Here is a 15,046-nt window from a genome sequence, read left to right as displayed (position 1 = left end):
TGTTAGTTGACGGCCTCGAACAGCGAGACGACACTCGCCTCGGGGTTCGTCAGGTTCAGGGTCAGGACGGGACGGCCGTGCTCGCCGAGCACGCTCGCGTCGCCTGCCGCCTGGGCCTGGATGAGCTGGCCGAAGGTGAACGGACGGTCGGGGATCTCCAGGTCTTCCGGCGCGTCGGCCGTGATCTGCAGGAACACGCCGACGGCGGGGCCGCCCTTGTGGAACTGGCCGGTGGAGTGCAGGAAGCGGGGTCCCCAGCCGAACGTCACCGGACGCTTGGCCTTGGCGGCGAGGAGGTCGCGCATCCCGGCGAGCTGCGGGAGGGCGAGACGGTCGACGTATGCCTGGATGGAGACGTAGCCGTCCGGTCCGAGCTGGGCGAGCAGCGCATCCACTGCGGCATCGAGGGTGGTCGCGCCGTTCAGGAAGTCGCCCGTGGTGCGGACCTCGACGCCGTTCGCGACGAACGCGGGGGCGGCGGGCTCCGGACGGTTGTCGAGCAGTGCGCGTGCGGCGACCTTGGCGGCCTCCACGTCGGGCTGGTCGAACGGGTTGATCCCGAGCAGGCGGCCGGCGACGGCAACGGCGTACTCCCAGACGATGAGCTGCGCGCCGAGGCTGCCGGAGACGAGGATCTCGCCGTCGTGGCGGTTCGCGGGGAACAGGTGGTGAGCCTCCGCGTTGTCGACGAGCCGCACGATCTGCAGGTCGGGGAGGTTCTCTCCGACCTCGGGGGAGAGCGGGTCGAGGACCACGGGGAGGAGGCCGGTGCCTTCCTTGCCCGTCGATTCCGCGATCAGCTGCTCTGCCCAGTCGGCGAAGCCGACGATGTGCGTGCCGTCGGCGATGATGCCGAGCTTGTCCTTGAGCGGGTTCGTACCGGCGATCGCGGCGCCGAGCACGAGGCCCGGGTTCTCGTCGTTGTCGACGGCGAGCTCGATCAGTGTGGCCTCTGCCTCGTCGAGCAGCTCGGCGATGTCGACACCGGCGAGCCCGGACGGCACGAGGCCGAACGCGGTGAGCGCCGAGTATCGTCCGCCGACGTTGGGGTCGGCGTTGAAGACGCGGTAGCCGGCCTCACGGGCGGAGACATCCAGCGGCGATCCGGGGTCGGTGACGACGACGATGCGCTCAGCGGGGTCGATGCCTGCGTCGCGGAACCACTTCTCGTAGACGCGACGCTGGCTGTCGGTCTCGAGGGTCGAACCCGACTTGCTCGAGATGACGACGGCGGTCGCGGCGAGGCGGTCGCGCAGCGCGGAGAGCACCTGGCCGGGGTCGGTGGAGTCGAGCACGGTCAGCTCGGCCTCGGCCGTCCTGGTGATGACCTCCGGAGCGAGCGACGAGCCGCCCATGCCGCCGAGCACGATGTGGTCGACACCCTTGGCGTGGAGCTCCTCGCGCAGGGCGGTGATCTCGGCGACCAGCGGACGGGAGATCGCGACGGCCTCCGTCCAGCCGAGGCGCTTGGCCGCCTCGGCTTCGGCAGCAGGGCCCCACAGCGCGGGGTCCTGTGCGGTGATCCCGGACGCGACGCGGTCTGCGACGAGCTGCGGGACCACGGCCTTCACGGCATCGGCGGTGGCGCCGGTGACGTGGATGCGGAACGTCACTTCGCTGCCTCGAGAGCTGCGGTCACGGTGTCCAGCAGCTCGTTCCAGGAGACGACGAACTTCTCGACGCCCTCCTTCTCGAGGACGGCGGTGACATCGTCGTAGTCCACGCCGAGCGCTGCGAGCTTGTCGAGCACGCCCTGCGCGTCCGCGTAGTTGCCGGTGACGGTGTCGCCGGTGATCACGCCGTGGTCGAAGGTCGCGTCGAGCGTCTTCTCCGGCATGGTGTTGACCGTGTTCGGGGCGACGAGCTCGGTGACGTACAGGGTGTCGGGCAGGCTCGGGTCCTTGACGCCGGTGGACGCCCAGAGCGGGCGCTGCTCGTTGGCGCCCGCCGCGACGAGTGCCTTGGCACGGTCGGTCGCGAACGCCTCCTCGTAGACCTGGTACGCGAGGCGTGCGTTCGCGACGCCCGCCTTGCTCTTGAGCGCGAGCGCCTCGTCGGTGCCGATCGCGGTCAGGCGCTTGTCGATCTCGGTGTCGACGCGCGACACGAAGAACGAGGCGACCGACTGGATGCCGGAGAGGTCGATGCCTGCGGCCTGAGCCTTCTCGAGACCGGCGAGGTACGCCTCGATCACGCCGCGGTAGCGGTCGAGGCTGAAGATCAGCGTGACGTTGACGCTGATCCCGGCTCCGATGGTCTCCGTGATGGCCTCGAGGCCCTCGACGGTCGCGGGGATCTTGATGAGCACGTTGGGCTTGTTCACCTTGGCCGCGAGCTTCTTGGCCTCGGCGATGGTGCCCGCTGCGTCGTGCGCGAGGCCGGGCTCGACCTCGATCGACACGCGGCCGTCGGTTCCCTCGGTCTGCTCGAAGACCTCGTTGAAGATGTCGCTGGCGGTGGCGACGTCGTCCGTCGTGATCTCGAAGACCGCGTCGGTGACGCTGGTGCCGGCCGCTGCGAGCTCGCGCACCTGCGCGTCGTACGCCTCTCCGTTGGACAGTGCCGTTGCGAAGATCGTCGGGTTGGTGGTCACGCCGACCACGTTCTTCTCCGCGATGAGCTTCTGCAGTCCGCCGGAGTTGATGCGCTCACGCGACAGGTCGTCGAGCCAGATGCTGACGCCTGCGGCCGAAAGCTGGGCGGTGGGGGTGGAGTCTGTCATTTTCTTCTATCTCCTCTTGTCTCGCGTCAGAGCGACGCGAGCGATTCCTTGGCTGCGGCGACGGCGTGCTCGGTGGTCATCCCGAACTCGCGGAACAGCGTCTTGTAGTCGGCCGATGCGCCGAAGTGCTCGATCGAGACGCTGCGGCCGTGGTCGCCCACGTACGAGCGCCAGCTGAGCGCGAGGCCTGCCTCGATCGAGACGCGGGCCTTGACGGCGGAGGGCAGCACGGATTCCTTGTACTCGTCGCTCTGCTCTTCGAACCACTCGAGGCTCGGTGCGGAGATGACGCGGGCGTTGATGCCCTCTCCACGCAGGACCTCGCGGGTCTCGACGGCGATCTGGAGCTCGGAGCCCGTGGCGATCAGCAGCACGTCCGGGGTGCCGTTCGGCGCCTCGGCGAGCACGTACGCGCCCTTGGAGACGTTGGCGGCGGACGCGAACGTGTCGCCGCTCGCCTCGCCGTCACCGCGCTCGAACACCGGGATGTTCTGACGGGTCAGCGCGATGCCGGCCGGTCCCTTGCGGCGTTCCAGGATGGTCTTCCAGGCGTACGCGACCTCGTTGGCGTCGCCGGGGCGCACCACGTCGAGCTGCGGGATGGCGCGGAGCGTCGAGAGCTGCTCGATCGGCTGGTGCGTCGGGCCGTCCTCGCCGAGGGCGACGGAGTCGTGCGTCCAGACGAAGATCGACGGCGCCTTCATGAGCGCTGCCAGACGGACGGCGGGGCGCATGTAGTCGCTGAAGATCAGGAACGTGCCGCCGAACGGACGCGTCGGGCCGTGCAGCACGATGCCGTTCAGGATGGCCGCCATCGCGTGCTCACGGATGCCGAAGTGCAGGACGCGACCGTACGGGTTGCCCGTCCACTCGTGCGTCGAGTGCTCGGACGGGACGAACGACGCCGCTCCCTCGATGGTCGTGTTGTTCGACTCTGCGAGGTCGGCCGAACCGCCCCACAGCTCGGGGATGATCGGTCCGAGTGCGTTGAGCACCTTGCCGCTCGCCGCGCGGGTCGAGATGTCCTTGCCGGCCTCGAACACCGGGAGGGCAGCCTCGACGCCCTCGGGGAGTTCTCCGGTGAGCAGGCGGTCGAGGAGCTGCTTGCGCTCCGGGTTCGCTGCCGCCCAGGTGTCGAAGCCCTTCTGCCACTCCGCACGCTGCTCCGCGCCGCGCTCGACGGCCTTGCGGGTGTGCTCGATGACCTCGGGGGCGACGTCGAAGTTCTTGTCGGGGTCGAAGCCGAGAACCTCTTTGACGGCGCGCAGCTCGTCGGTGCCGAGAGCCGAACCGTGGATCTTGCCCGTGTTCTGCTTTTTCGGGGCCGGCCAGCCGATGATCGTCTTGAGGATGATCAGCGAGGGCTTGTCGGTGACGGCCTTGGCCGCCTCGATGGCGTCGTGCAGCTCCTGCACGTCTTCCTCGTAGACGCCCGTCTTCTTCCAGTCGACGACCTGGACGTGCCAGTGGTACGCCTCGTAGCGCGCCTTGACGTCTTCGGTGAAGGCGATGTTGGTGTCGTCCTCGATCGAGATCTGGTTGCTGTCGTAGATCGCGATGAGGTTGCCGAGCTGCTGGTGGCCGGCGAGCGAGGATGCCTCGCTGCTCACGCCCTCCTGCAGGTCGCCGTCGCCGGCGATGACGTAGACGAAGTGGTCGAACGGGCTCGTGCCCGCCTCTGCGTCCGGGTCGAACAGGCCGCGCTCGAAGCGGCTCGCGTATGCGAAACCGACGGAGGACGAGATGCCCTGGCCGAGCGGGCCGGTGGTGATCTCGACGCCGTCGGTGTGGCCGACCTCGGGGTGGCCCGGCGTGAGGGAGCCCCAGGTGCGGAGCTTCTCGAGGTCGTCGAGCTCGAGGCCGTATCCGCCGAAGTACAGCTGGATGTACTGGGTCAGCGAGCTGTGGCCCGCCGAGAGGATGAAGCGGTCGCGTCCGAGCCAGTGCTGGTCGTGCGGATCGCGGCGCATCACCTTCTGGAACAGCAGGTAAGCGGCCGGAGCGAGGCTCATGGCGGTTCCGGGATGCCCGTTGCCCACCTTCTCCACCGCGTCCGCCGCGAGAACGCGAGCGGTGTCTACTGCCTTGTTGTCAATGGGATCCCATTGCAGAGCTGCCACGTGAAAACTGACCCTTCGTAGATATGGTGAGGGCCGTCGTGGTCCCGCACCGGTGTAGGTAGTGCGCGCCGTGGACGTCATCGGCGCCGGACTGCATCCGTGCGACTCCTACAAAAGGATGCATGGATGTTCGGGTCCGGCTGGCGAGCACCTCCAAGTATAGGTAACACACCCGAAACGTGGGGTGTTCCCTCAGCCGGTTGTGGATAACCCGTCCCCGGAGTAGGCGGGGGAGGAGTCATCGGACGGGTATCCTAGAATCACTGGGGGAGTCGGACGAATCGTTAGAGGAGCAATGGACGTCGCTGTAGAAAGCCGTGTCGAATCGGGCCGAATCGGCGTCGCCCGCAAGGTCAAGGCCTACTTCTCGCTGACGAAACCGCGTGTCGTCGAGTTACTTCTCGTGACGACGGTGCCGACGATGATCCTCGCCGGCCACGGCATCCCGAACCTGCTGCTTGTGCTCGCGACGGTGGTCGGCGGATACATGTCCGCCGGTTCTGCCGGGGCGTTCAACTGCTACATCGACCGCGACATCGACCGCGTGATGAAGCGCACGAAGAACCGCCCGCTCGTCACCGGAGAGCTCAGCGACCGCGAGGCGCTGGTCTTCGCATACGCGCTCGGCGTCGCCTCCGTGCTGGTCCTCGGCTTCTTCACGAACTGGCTCGCAGCGGGGCTCTCGCTCGTCGCGATCCTGCTCTACGTGGTCTTCTACACGCTGATCCTCAAGCGCCGCACCCCGCAGAACATCGTCTGGGGCGGCATCGCGGGCTGCATGCCCGTGCTGATCGGCTGGGCGGCCGTGACCGGCTCGCTCGACTGGCCGGCGTTCATCCTGTTCGGCGTCATCTTCCTCTGGACGCCACCGCACTACTGGCCGCTGTCGATGAAGTACCGCGACGACTACAAGGAGGCGGGCGTCCCCATGCTCGCCGTCGTCCGCGGCCGCGCCGTGGTCGGCCTGCAGGTCATCCTCTACGCCTGGGCGATGGTCGCCTGCTCGCTGCTGCTCATCCCGGTGGCGCACATGGGTCTCGTCTACACCACGATCTCCGTGGTGGTCGGCGGCTGGTTCCTCTACGAGTCGCACCGGCTGTACAACCTGGCGATCCGCCACGCCGCCGTCTCGCCGATGCGCGTGTTCCACGGCTCCATCGCCTACCTGACGCTGATCTTCCTGGCCGTCGCGATCGACCCGCTGCTGCCGTTCTGACCATGACCGCGCTGCGCACGGAACGCCTCGTTCTGGATGCGCCGCGCGAGTCGGACATCGACGCGGTCTTCGCTGCGTGCAGCGACGCCGTCGTGCAGCAATGGATCCCGATCCCGTCTCCGTACACGCGGGAGGACGCGGAGTTCTTCGTCCGCAGCTACGTGCCGCACGGCGCGGCGAGCGGACGCTTCTGCGTCTGGGCGCTCCGGATCGACGACGGACCGCTGCTCGGCACGATCGAGGTGCGCAGGGACGAGGCCACGGGCTCCGCCTCCGTCGGCTGCTGGCAGGCACCGGATGCGCGGGGTCACGGCTACATGCGGGAGGCGCTCGCGCGCATCCTGTCGTACGCCTTCGCCCCGGAGGGACTGGGCCTCACCCGCCTGCGCTGGGAGTACCTGGTCGGCAACGAGGCGAGCAAGCGCCTCGCGACCGCGGTGGGCTTCGCGTTCGACGAGCGCAGCCCGCACGCCGTGGACATCCGCGGCGACGCCAGGGAGGCGCTGTTCGGCGTGCTCGAACGACCGGCGTCAGGCGACAGCGGCCCCGCGCTCGACTGACGTTGCGTCCGCCGCGGCGTTGCCCGCGACGGGCGCTTTCAGCGACAGCACCACGGCCGTCATCGCCGCGGCGAGGCTCGCGGCCAGCATCATGTGGACCCCGACCAGCACGCCGGGCAGCCCGGTGTTGGCTTGGATCAGGCCGACCGCGATCTGCACCAGCTCCACTACGAGAAGAAGGGCGGCGTAGCGACGGACCTTGGTGGCGGTGAAGCGCAGGGACGCGATGACGAGCACCAGCGTCAGCGCGAACGTGACGTAGGCCGGGATGGCGTGCACATGCTGCAGGATCTCGGGGTTCAGGTTGTTGCGGGGCGCCTTCGCGTCTCCGGCGTGCGGGCCGGATCCCGTGGTGAGGATGCCGACCAGGATCGTGACGGCGACCACGAAGCTGGTGATGTGGGTGACGATGGCGAACCAGGCGGGCACGGCGCGCATCCGGGGGCCGGGTGTCGTGTAGAGCCGGAAGAGGAAGGTCGTGCACAGGGCGACGAGAACGATGGACACCACGAAGTGCAGTCCGACGACGTACGGGTTCAGGTCGGTGAGGACGCTCAGACCGCCGATGACCGCCTGGGCCGGGATGCCGAGCCCGGCGAGCAGGGTGAGCCAGAACAGGTCCGGGCGCTCCTTGCGCAGCCGCAGGATGGCGACGAACGCGACGATGGCGACGATCCCGAGCAGGACGCCGAGAAGTCGGTTGCCGAACTCGATGACACCGTGGATGCCCATCTCGGGTGTGTTGACCAGCGAGTCGGCCGTGCACTTGGGCCACGTCGGGCAGCCGAGGCCGCTCGACGTCAGACGCACCAGACCACCCGTGCCGACCAGGATGATCTGCCCGACGAGGTAGATCCACGCGATGACCTTGAGCCGGACATCGACACGGTCGGGCAGCCAGGCGATGATGCGGTTCATTCTGGGTCTGGTTTCCTTGCTTCTGGATCGGATACTCGGGCAACGCGCAGGCGCGTCTCTACTATTACCGGTCTGCACCTGTAGAATTGGTGGGTTCGAGAAACGCGCTGGAAACGCGCGTGCCTGCAGTGCCATGCAGCCGGGGCGACGATGCCTGAGTCTCCGAACAGTTTAGGTACGCACACCAGCCACCCGCACAATCAGGACACTCGTGCCAGTCGTGAATTCGACCGGGGCGGGGGGAATGAGCCGGAATGATAGCCGGTTACGAGTGGAAGGAAACGAGGTAGATATGTCAGACATCCTGATCGACCGCCCCGAACTCGACAGCCTTGGGCAATACGAGTTCGGCTGGGCGGACTCCGACGCAGCCGGGCAGTCCGCGCGCCGAGGGATCTCGCCAGAGGTGGTGACCGATATCTCCGCGCTCAAGAACGAGCCGGACTGGATGCGCGAGCGTCGCCTCAAGGCGCTGCAGCTCTTCGAGCGCAAGCCGATGCCCACTTGGGGCGCCGATCTCTCCGAGATCGACTTCGACAACATCAAGTACTTCGTGCGGTCCACCGAGAAGCAGGCCCAGACCTGGGAAGACCTGCCGGAGGACATCCGCAACACCTACGAGAAGCTCGGCATCCCCGAGGCGGAGCGCCAGCGTCTCGTCGCCGGTGTCGCCGCCCAGTACGAGTCCGAGGTGGTCTACCACCAGATCCGCGAGGACCTGGAGCAGCAGGGCGTCATCTTCCTCGACACCGACACCGCTCTCAAGCAGCACCCGGAGATCTTCCAGGAGTACTTCGGAACGGTCATCCCGGCCGGCGACAACAAGTTCGCCGCGCTGAACACGGCCGTCTGGTCGGGCGGCTCGTTCGTCTACGTCCCCAAGGGCGTCCACGTCGAGATCCCGCTGCAGGCGTACTTCCGCATCAACACCGAGAACATGGGGCAGTTCGAGCGCACCCTGATCATCGCGGACGAGGGCAGCTACGTGCACTACATCGAGGGATGCACGGCCCCGATCTACAAGTCCGACTCGCTGCACTCCGCCGTGGTCGAGATCATCGTGAAGAAGAACGCGCGCGTCCGGTACACGACCATCCAGAACTGGTCGAACAACGTCTACAACCTCGTCACCAAGCGTGCAACGGCCGCTGAGGGCGCGACGATGGAGTGGATCGACGGCAACATCGGGTCCAAGGTCACGATGAAGTACCCGTCGATCTACCTGATGGGGGAGCACGCCAAGGGCGAGACCCTGTCCGTCGCGTTCGCCGGCCCCGGCCAGCACCAGGACGCCGGCGCGAAGATGATCCACATGGCTCCGTATACGCAGTCGTCGATCGTCTCCAAGTCGATCGCCCGCGGAGGCGGCCGCGCAGGCTACCGCGGTGAGGTGCGGGTGGATGCGAACGCGCACCACGCCGCGAACACCGTGCGCTGCGACGCGTTGCTCGTCGACTCGATCTCCCGTTCGGACACGTATCCGGCCATCGACATCCGCGTCGACGACGTGCAGCTCGGCCACGAGGCGACCGTGTCGCGCGTGAGCGAGGAGCAGCTCTTCTACCTGATGTCCCGTGGGCTTCCGGAGGACGAGGCCATGGCCATGATCGTGCGCGGGTTCATCGAGCCGATCGCCAGGGAGCTCCCGATGGAATACGCACTCGAACTCAACAAGCTCATCGAGATGGGCATGGAAGGCTCTGTCGGCTAAATGACCACCGCCACCCCGAAGACAATCGAAACCGAGGGAACGGCAGCGCCGAAGCACATGCGCAGCGCTGTGCCCGTTCAGACCCGCTCCGACCGTTTCAAGTCCACCGTCGTCTCCGAGTTCCCGGACGTCACCGGCCGCGAGGCCGTCTGGAAGTACACGCCGGTCGCCCGTCTCGCCGAGCTCATCTCCGGCGAGCTGGACGGCGCGCCGTACGTGTTCGACGCGAGCGTCGCACCCGGCGTCACCGCCGAGTGGGTCGGTCGCGACGACGCCCGCATCGGCAGCGCAGGAATCCCGGAAGACCGCGCGTCCGCCAACGCCTGGACCGCCTTCCAGGAGGCGCTGCTCATCTCCGTCACGGGAGACGACGCCAAGGAGTTCACCCTCACCAGGTCCGCCCTGGGCGGCGCACCCCGCGCAGCGCACACCATCGTCGAGGCGGCCCCAGGCAGCCGCGCGACGCTCATCCTCCAGAACAGCGGGGCGGCGCACCTCACCGAGAACGTCGAGTTCCTGCTCGGCGCAGGCGCCCAGCTCACCGTCGTGACCGTGCAGGAGTGGGACGACGACGCACTGCACGTCGCCACCCACTTCGCCACCATCGGCCAGGATGCGCTGCTCAAGCACGTCGCGGTCACCCTCGGCGGCGGCGTGGTGCGGCTCAACCCGTCCGCGCACCTCGCGGGCGAGCGGGCGGACGCCGAACTGTTCGGCGCATACTTCGCCGACGCCGGCCAGCACCTCGAACAGCAGGTGTACGTCTTCCACGACGCACCGGCCACCCGCAGCCGTGTCACGTACAAGGGCGCGCTGCAGGGCGACGGAGCGCGCACCGTGTGGATCGGCGACGTGCTGATCGGCCCGAAGGCCGTCGGCACCGACACCTACGAGCAGAACCGCAACCTCGTGCTCACCGACGGCGCCCGCGCAGACTCCGTGCCGAACCTGGAGATCGAGACGGGCGACATCGTCGGGGCGGGCCACGCCAGCGCGACCGGCCGTTTCGACGACGAGCAGCTGTTCTACCTGCAGTCCCGCGGGATCACGGAGGACGAGGCACGCCGACTGGTCGTGCGCGGCTTCCTCGGCGAGATCGTGCAGCAGATCGGCTCTCCCGCGCTGCAGGAGCGTCTGCAGGACGCCATCGAGGCCGAGCTCTCGTCCATCGTCACGGTGGGGAGCTGATGGGCACGCGCGTCTGCTCCGCCGACGAGCTGGTGGTCGACCAGGCCACCCGCGTCGTCGTCGACGGCACCCCCATCGCCGTCGTCAAGGACTCGGCGGGAGACATCCACGCCATCGGAGACACCTGCACGCACGGCGAGATCTCGCTGTCCGAGGGTTTCGTCGAGGGCGACACGCTCGAGTGCTGGGCGCACGGCTCGCAGTTCTCCCTGCTCACCGGCAAGCCCATGAACCTACCGGCGTACGAGCCGGTCCCCGTCTACCAGGTCGAGCTCATCGACGGTGACGTCTACATCGACCCGAACGCAACGAAAGAGATTTAGTCCATGTCAGTCCTTGAGATCCGCGACCTCCACGTCACCGTCGAGACGGAGCAGGGCGTCAAGCCCATCCTGAACGGCGTCGACCTGACCATCCGCGAAGGCGAGATCCACGCGATCATGGGCCCGAACGGGTCGGGCAAGTCCACTCTCGCGTACACGATCGCCGGGCACCCGAAGTACACCGTCACCGGCGGCACCATCACGCTCGACGGCGAAGACGTCCTCGCGATGACCGTCGACGAGCGCGCCCGCGCCGGCCTCTTCCTGGCCATGCAGTACCCGGTCGAGATCCCGGGAGTCACCAACACCAACTTCCTGCGCACCGCCAAGACGGCTATCGACGGCGAGGCTCCGTCGATCCGCTCCTGGGTCAAGGACGTCCGCGAGTCGATGGGCAAGCTCAGGATGGACTCGTCCTTCGCAGAGCGCAACGTCAACGAGGGCTTCTCCGGCGGAGAGAAGAAGCGCAACGAGATCCTGCAGCTCGAGCTCCTGAAGCCGAAGTTCGCCGTGCTCGACGAGACCGACTCCGGCCTCGACGTGGATGCGCTCAAGGTTGTCTCCGAGGGCGTCAACCGCGCCAAGGAGAACACCGGCCTCGGCATCCTCCTGATCACGCACTACACGCGCATCCTGCGCTACATCAAGCCGGACTTCGTGCACGTCTTCGTCGCCGGCCGTGTGGCGGAGCAGGGCGGCCCCGAGCTCGCAGAGCGGCTCGAGGAAGAGGGCTACGACCGTTTCGTGGATGCTCCGGAGCCGGCCAAGGCCGACGCCGCCGAGCTGACAGAGGCGTAGGCTTCCGGTATGCCCGCCACGCTGAGCTCCGCGCTCTTCGACCAGGTCGAAGAGGCGCTGAAGAACGTCATGGACCCCGAGCTCGGGATCAATGTCGTCGACCTGGGCCTCATCTACGACCTGGCCTGGGATGACGAGAACAACGCCCTCATCATCTCGATGACCCTGACGAGCGCAGGCTGCCCGCTCACCGACGTGCTGGAGGAGCAGACCGCAGAGTCGCTCGACGGCATCGTCGAGGCGTTCCGCATCAACTGGGTGTGGATGCCGCCGTGGGGTCCCGAGCGGATCACCGACGACGGGCGCGACATGATGCGCGCGCTCGGCTTCGCCATCTAGCAAGACACCGTGCGAGTGGTCCCGGACCGCCGCGAGCAGCAGCTCGCGCGCGCTCCGGGACCACTGGCGTGAACGACGCCTTCCCGAACGACACCTTCCCGAACGAACGAATGGATTGACTGTGCTTGCCGTGCAAGACCTCGAGCTCCGAGTCGGAGCCCGGTTGCTCATGGAGAACGTGAGCTTCCGAGTCGCGCCCGGCGACAAGATCGGTCTCGTCGGCCGCAACGGAGCGGGGAAGACCACGCTCACCAAGGTGCTGGCCGGCGACCTGCTGCCGAACGGCGGAAAGGTCGATCGCACGGAGGAGCTCGGCTACCTGCCGCAGGACCCGCGTTCCGGCAACCTGGAAGACCTGGCGCGCACCCGCATCCTGGACGCCCGCGGCCTCGGGTCGATCGTGCTCGGGATGCAGCAGGCGACGCTCGACATGGCGAGCTCGGACGAGAAGGTGTCCGCCGCCGGAATGAAGAAGTACGGGTCGCTGGAGGAGCGCTTCCAGATGCTCGGCGGGTATGCCGCCGAGGCGGAGGCCGCGTCGATCGCGAGCAACCTGAACCTGCCGGACCGCATCCTGGACCAGCCGCTGAAGACGCTGTCCGGTGGTCAGCGGCGTCGCATCGAGCTGGCACGCATCCTGTTCTCCGACGCGCGCACGATGATCCTCGACGAGCCGACCAACCACCTCGACGCGGACTCGGTGATCTGGCTTCGTGAGTTCCTGAAGAACTACACCGGCGGTTTCATCGTCATCTCGCACGATGTGGAGCTGGTGGGGGAGACCGTCAACCGCGTCTTCTACCTGGATGCGAACCGTCAGGTCATCGACATCTACAACATGGGCTGGAAGCACTACCAGCGCCAGCGCGCCGCCGACGAGGAGCGCCGCAAGAAGGAGCGCGCCAACGCGGAGAAGAAGGCGGGGGTCCTGCAGCTGCAGGCCGCCAAGTTCGGCGCGAAGGCGAGCAAGGCCGCCGCTGCGCACCAGATGGTCGCGCGCGCGGAGAAGCTGCTGGCCGGGCTCGAGGACGTGCGCGCCGTCGACCGCGTGGCCAAGCTGCGCTTCCCGACGCCCGCACCCTGCGGCCGCACCCCGCTGCAGGCCAGCGATCTCTCCAAGAGCTACGGCTCTCTGGAGATCTTCACCGCCGTCGACCTCGCGATCGACCGCGGCTCCAAGGTGGTCGTCCTCGGGCTGAACGGCGCGGGGAAGACCACGCTGCTCCGGATGCTCGCCGGCGTCGACAAGCCGGACACCGGCCAGGTGGAGCCCGGTCACGGCCTTCGCATCGGCTACTACGCGCAGGAGCACGAGACGATCGACGTCGACCGCTCCGTTCTGCAGAACATGATGTCCGCGTCACCGAATCTGGCCGAGACGGAGGCGCGCCGCGTGCTCGGCTCGTTCCTGTTCACCGGCGACGACTCGCACAAGCCGGCCGGCGTGCTGTCCGGTGGGGAGAAGACGCGTCTCGCCCTCGCGATGATCGTCGTCTCCGGTGCGAACGTGCTGCTCCTCGACGAGCCGACGAACAACCTCGACCCCGCGAGCCGCGAGGAGATCCTGGATGCGCTGGCGCACTACGAGGGCGCCGTCGTCCTGGTCAGTCACGACGAGGGTGCCGTCGAGGCGCTGAACCCCGAGCGCGTCCTCATCCTGCCCGACGGCGTCGAGGACCACTGGAACAGGGACTACCTGGAACTGATCTCGCTGGCCTAGCGCGTCGCGTCTAGCGGGTCGCGTCGATCAGTTCGTCCTCCACGTCGGAGTCCGTCCGCTTGAGCGCCCGCTTCCGCTGGCGCTCGGCGGCCTTCGCCTGCTCCTCCGGGGTGTGCTCGTTGCGCTTGCGGTACTCCGTGAGCAGCGCGTAGCCGAGGCCGAAGAAGCCGATCAGGGCGAAGATGATCCACTGGATCATGTACGACCAGTGCAGTCCCTCATCCTGGGTGGGCGGGTCGGTGACCGTGGGGGTCGGCGTCGACGCCGGTGACGGCTTCTGCGAGTCGAGCAGGCCGTACGCGCCCGTGTACACGTCGTCGGTGCCGAGCTTCTGCTTCACAACGGAGAGCTGGATGGTGCCCACCTGACGGCCGACGGCCGTGCGGCCCGGGATGGCCGGCTCGCTGGCCTTGAGGCGGGCGACGACGGTGACGGTGCCGGACGGGGCGGCGGGGACGCTGTCCGGCGCATCCGTGGTGTTGCCGGTCGGCACCCAGCCGCGGTCGATCATGAACAGGGCGCCGTCTGCCGTGCGCAGGGGCGTGAGCACCTCGAACCCGGGGCTGCCGTTGAACGGGCGGTTGCGCACCAGCAGCTCGTCGTCCTTCTGGTACGTGCCGGTGACCTGCACGCGCGTCCACTCCTGCTTCGGGGAGTACGCGTTGAGGGAGCCGAGCTCGTCGGTGAGCGGGACGGGCTTCGAGTAGAAGTTGTCGGAGATCAGCGCGTTGGCCGCCGCCGCCTCCTTGCTGCGGGCGAGCTGCCAGGCGGACAGGCAGCCGCAGGCGATCGCGAACGCGACGGCGAACGCCAGGTAGCCCAGCCAGCGACGGGAGAACGCGAACCGCCAGCCACCGCTGCCGCTCACGCCGTCGTCCTCTCGGCCACCGGGGGCACGACGGGATGCACGCTCAGTGGGAAGTCCCGCGCGCCCAGGAACTCTCTCAGATAGTCGACGTGCTCGTCGCAGGCGAGCCAGACCTTCACGCGGTCTTCCGAGTGGATCTTCGGGTTGCGCCATTCGATGCGCCAGGCGGCCTGCTCACGGCAGCCCGCGCGCGAGCACGTCAGGGGTTCCGGTTCACCGAAGCCGATCACTCGTGCGTGCCTCTCGAATCGTCGTCTGCGCGTCCCGCCGATGGTGGAGGGGTCATGGGAAGGATATTCCCCGGACGCTGAACTTCCGCTCGACGCGGGTCGGTCGAGACGTTCGCGACGACCACGGCGAAGTACGGCAGGAAAATGGCGCCGATCAGCGGGATGATCGCCCACCAGCCCGGAACGAACAGGATCGCGAAGATGCAGACCACACGGATGCCCATGGCGACCGAATACTTGATCATCCGGTGTCGTCGCTCTTCGTCGGGGGAGAGCGGAAGATTCGTGATCGACGGGTGTGGTTGCTTCATGTGCGTTCCACCAAGACTACGT

The 15,046-nt window shown here is 67.6% G+C and carries 15 protein-coding genes; 8 read left to right on the top strand and 7 right to left on the bottom strand.

Annotated features, from left to right (window positions below):
- Nucleotides 1-2: 2 nt before the first annotated feature.
- Genes HF024_RS10350 through tkt form a run of 3 tightly spaced genes read right to left on the bottom strand, consistent with a single transcriptional unit; the run spans nt 3 to nt 4,842 of the window.
- The gene (locus tag HF024_RS10350; protein WP_168689507.1) at nt 3-1,613 is read right to left on the bottom strand and encodes a glucose-6-phosphate isomerase; all 1,611 of its coding nucleotides are present in this window, start codon (nt 1,611-1,613) and stop codon (nt 3-5) included.
- The gene (gene tal / locus HF024_RS10345; protein WP_168689506.1) at nt 1,610-2,722 is read right to left on the bottom strand and encodes a transaldolase; all 1,113 of its coding nucleotides are present in this window, start codon (nt 2,720-2,722) and stop codon (nt 1,610-1,612) included. The genes HF024_RS10350 and tal overlap by 4 nt, the downstream gene beginning before the upstream one ends.
- A gap of 26 nt (nt 2,723-2,748) precedes the next feature.
- Nucleotides 2,749-4,842, bottom strand: a complete 2,094-nt coding sequence (tkt, locus tag HF024_RS10340) for a transketolase (RefSeq protein WP_168689505.1) — start codon at nt 4,840-4,842, stop codon at nt 2,749-2,751.
- 295 nt (nt 4,843-5,137) lie between these two features.
- On the opposite strand from tkt, the gene HF024_RS10335 reads away from it, so the two are divergent.
- Nucleotides 5,138-6,058, top strand: coding sequence for a heme o synthase (locus HF024_RS10335; protein ID WP_168689504.1), 921 nt, complete (start codon nt 5,138-5,140; stop codon nt 6,056-6,058).
- 2 nt (nt 6,059-6,060) lie between these two features.
- On the top strand, nt 6,061-6,618 hold the full coding sequence (locus HF024_RS10330) for a GNAT family N-acetyltransferase (protein ID WP_085371169.1): 558 nt from the start codon (nt 6,061-6,063) through the stop codon (nt 6,616-6,618).
- Here the strand turns inward: HF024_RS10330 and HF024_RS10325 are convergent.
- A complete protein-coding gene (locus HF024_RS10325) occupies nt 6,589-7,536 on the bottom strand; it encodes a COX15/CtaA family protein (protein WP_168689503.1) in 948 nt (315 codons plus the stop codon). The genes HF024_RS10330 and HF024_RS10325 overlap by 30 nt on opposite strands.
- Nucleotides 7,537-7,828: 292 nt before the next feature.
- Between HF024_RS10325 and sufB the strand changes: the two genes are divergently transcribed.
- The 6 genes from sufB (at nt 7,829) to HF024_RS10295 (ending at nt 13,615) form a co-directional block, all read left to right on the top strand.
- The gene (gene sufB, locus HF024_RS10320) at nt 7,829-9,247 is read left to right on the top strand and encodes a Fe-S cluster assembly protein SufB (RefSeq protein ID WP_168689502.1); all 1,419 of its coding nucleotides are present in this window, start codon (nt 7,829-7,831) and stop codon (nt 9,245-9,247) included.
- A gap of 57 nt (nt 9,248-9,304) precedes the next feature.
- Complete coding sequence (gene sufD / locus HF024_RS10315) at nt 9,305-10,435, top strand: Fe-S cluster assembly protein SufD (protein WP_247597428.1); 1,131 nt, start codon at nt 9,305-9,307, stop codon at nt 10,433-10,435.
- Entirely contained in the window at nt 10,432-10,758 is a 327-nt protein-coding gene (locus HF024_RS10310) for a non-heme iron oxygenase ferredoxin subunit (RefSeq protein WP_085371173.1), read from the top strand. Before sufD ends, HF024_RS10310 begins: the two co-directional genes overlap by 4 nt.
- Nucleotides 10,759-10,761: 3 nt before the next feature.
- Nucleotides 10,762-11,556, top strand: coding sequence for a Fe-S cluster assembly ATPase SufC (sufC, locus tag HF024_RS10305; protein WP_085371174.1), 795 nt, complete (start codon nt 10,762-10,764; stop codon nt 11,554-11,556).
- A gap of 9 nt (nt 11,557-11,565) precedes the next feature.
- Nucleotides 11,566-11,895, top strand: a complete 330-nt coding sequence (locus HF024_RS10300) for a metal-sulfur cluster assembly factor (RefSeq protein WP_168689500.1) — start codon at nt 11,566-11,568, stop codon at nt 11,893-11,895.
- A gap of 121 nt (nt 11,896-12,016) precedes the next feature.
- A complete protein-coding gene (locus HF024_RS10295) occupies nt 12,017-13,615 on the top strand; it encodes an ABC-F family ATP-binding cassette domain-containing protein (protein WP_168689499.1) in 1,599 nt (532 codons plus the stop codon).
- Between the two features lie 10 nt (nt 13,616-13,625).
- On the opposite strand, the gene HF024_RS10290 is transcribed toward HF024_RS10295, so the two are convergent.
- From HF024_RS10290 to HF024_RS10285, 3 genes are read right to left on the bottom strand one after another with little or no spacing between them, the layout of a single operon-like run.
- Complete coding sequence (locus tag HF024_RS10290) at nt 13,626-14,483, bottom strand: SURF1 family protein (protein WP_210723940.1); 858 nt, start codon at nt 14,481-14,483, stop codon at nt 13,626-13,628.
- Nucleotides 14,480-14,713, bottom strand: a complete 234-nt coding sequence (locus HF024_RS19665; RefSeq protein ID WP_210723939.1) for a hypothetical protein — start codon at nt 14,711-14,713, stop codon at nt 14,480-14,482. The genes HF024_RS10290 and HF024_RS19665 overlap by 4 nt, the downstream gene beginning before the upstream one ends.
- Nucleotides 14,710-15,024 (bottom strand): DUF3099 domain-containing protein, encoded by a 315-nt coding sequence (locus tag HF024_RS10285; protein WP_168689497.1) that lies wholly within the window; start codon nt 15,022-15,024, stop codon nt 14,710-14,712. Before HF024_RS10285 ends, HF024_RS19665 begins: the two co-directional genes overlap by 4 nt.
- Nucleotides 15,025-15,046: the final 22 nt, after the last annotated feature.

Source organism: Leifsonia sp. PS1209, from assembly GCF_012317045.1.
Lineage (GTDB): Bacteria > Actinomycetota > Actinomycetes > Actinomycetales > Microbacteriaceae > Leifsonia.
This window is presented reverse-complemented; position numbering and strand designations above follow the sequence as displayed.

Bases quoted from the DNA above. Each gene is read 5' to 3' on its own strand.
- HF024_RS10330 (WP_085371169.1), top strand. From the start codon at position 6,061: ATGACCGCGCTGCGCACGGAACGCCTCGTTCTGGATGCGCCGCGCGAG.
- HF024_RS10335 (WP_168689504.1), top strand. From the start codon at position 5,138: ATGGACGTCGCTGTAGAAAGCCGTGTCGAATCGGGCCGAATCGGCGTC.
- HF024_RS10325 (WP_168689503.1), bottom strand. From the start codon at position 7,536: ATGAACCGCATCATCGCCTGGCTGCCCGACCGTGTCGATGTCCGGCTC.
- sufD (WP_247597428.1), top strand. From the start codon at position 9,305: ATGCGCAGCGCTGTGCCCGTTCAGACCCGCTCCGACCGTTTCAAGTCC.
- tal (WP_168689506.1), bottom strand. From the start codon at position 2,722: ATGACAGACTCCACCCCCACCGCCCAGCTTTCGGCCGCAGGCGTCAGC.
- sufC (WP_085371174.1), top strand. From the start codon at position 10,762: ATGTCAGTCCTTGAGATCCGCGACCTCCACGTCACCGTCGAGACGGAG.
- sufB (WP_168689502.1), top strand. From the start codon at position 7,829: ATGTCAGACATCCTGATCGACCGCCCCGAACTCGACAGCCTTGGGCAA.
- HF024_RS10285 (WP_168689497.1), bottom strand. From the start codon at position 15,024: ATGAAGCAACCACACCCGTCGATCACGAATCTTCCGCTCTCCCCCGAC.
- HF024_RS10300 (WP_168689500.1), top strand. From the start codon at position 11,566: ATGCCCGCCACGCTGAGCTCCGCGCTCTTCGACCAGGTCGAAGAGGCG.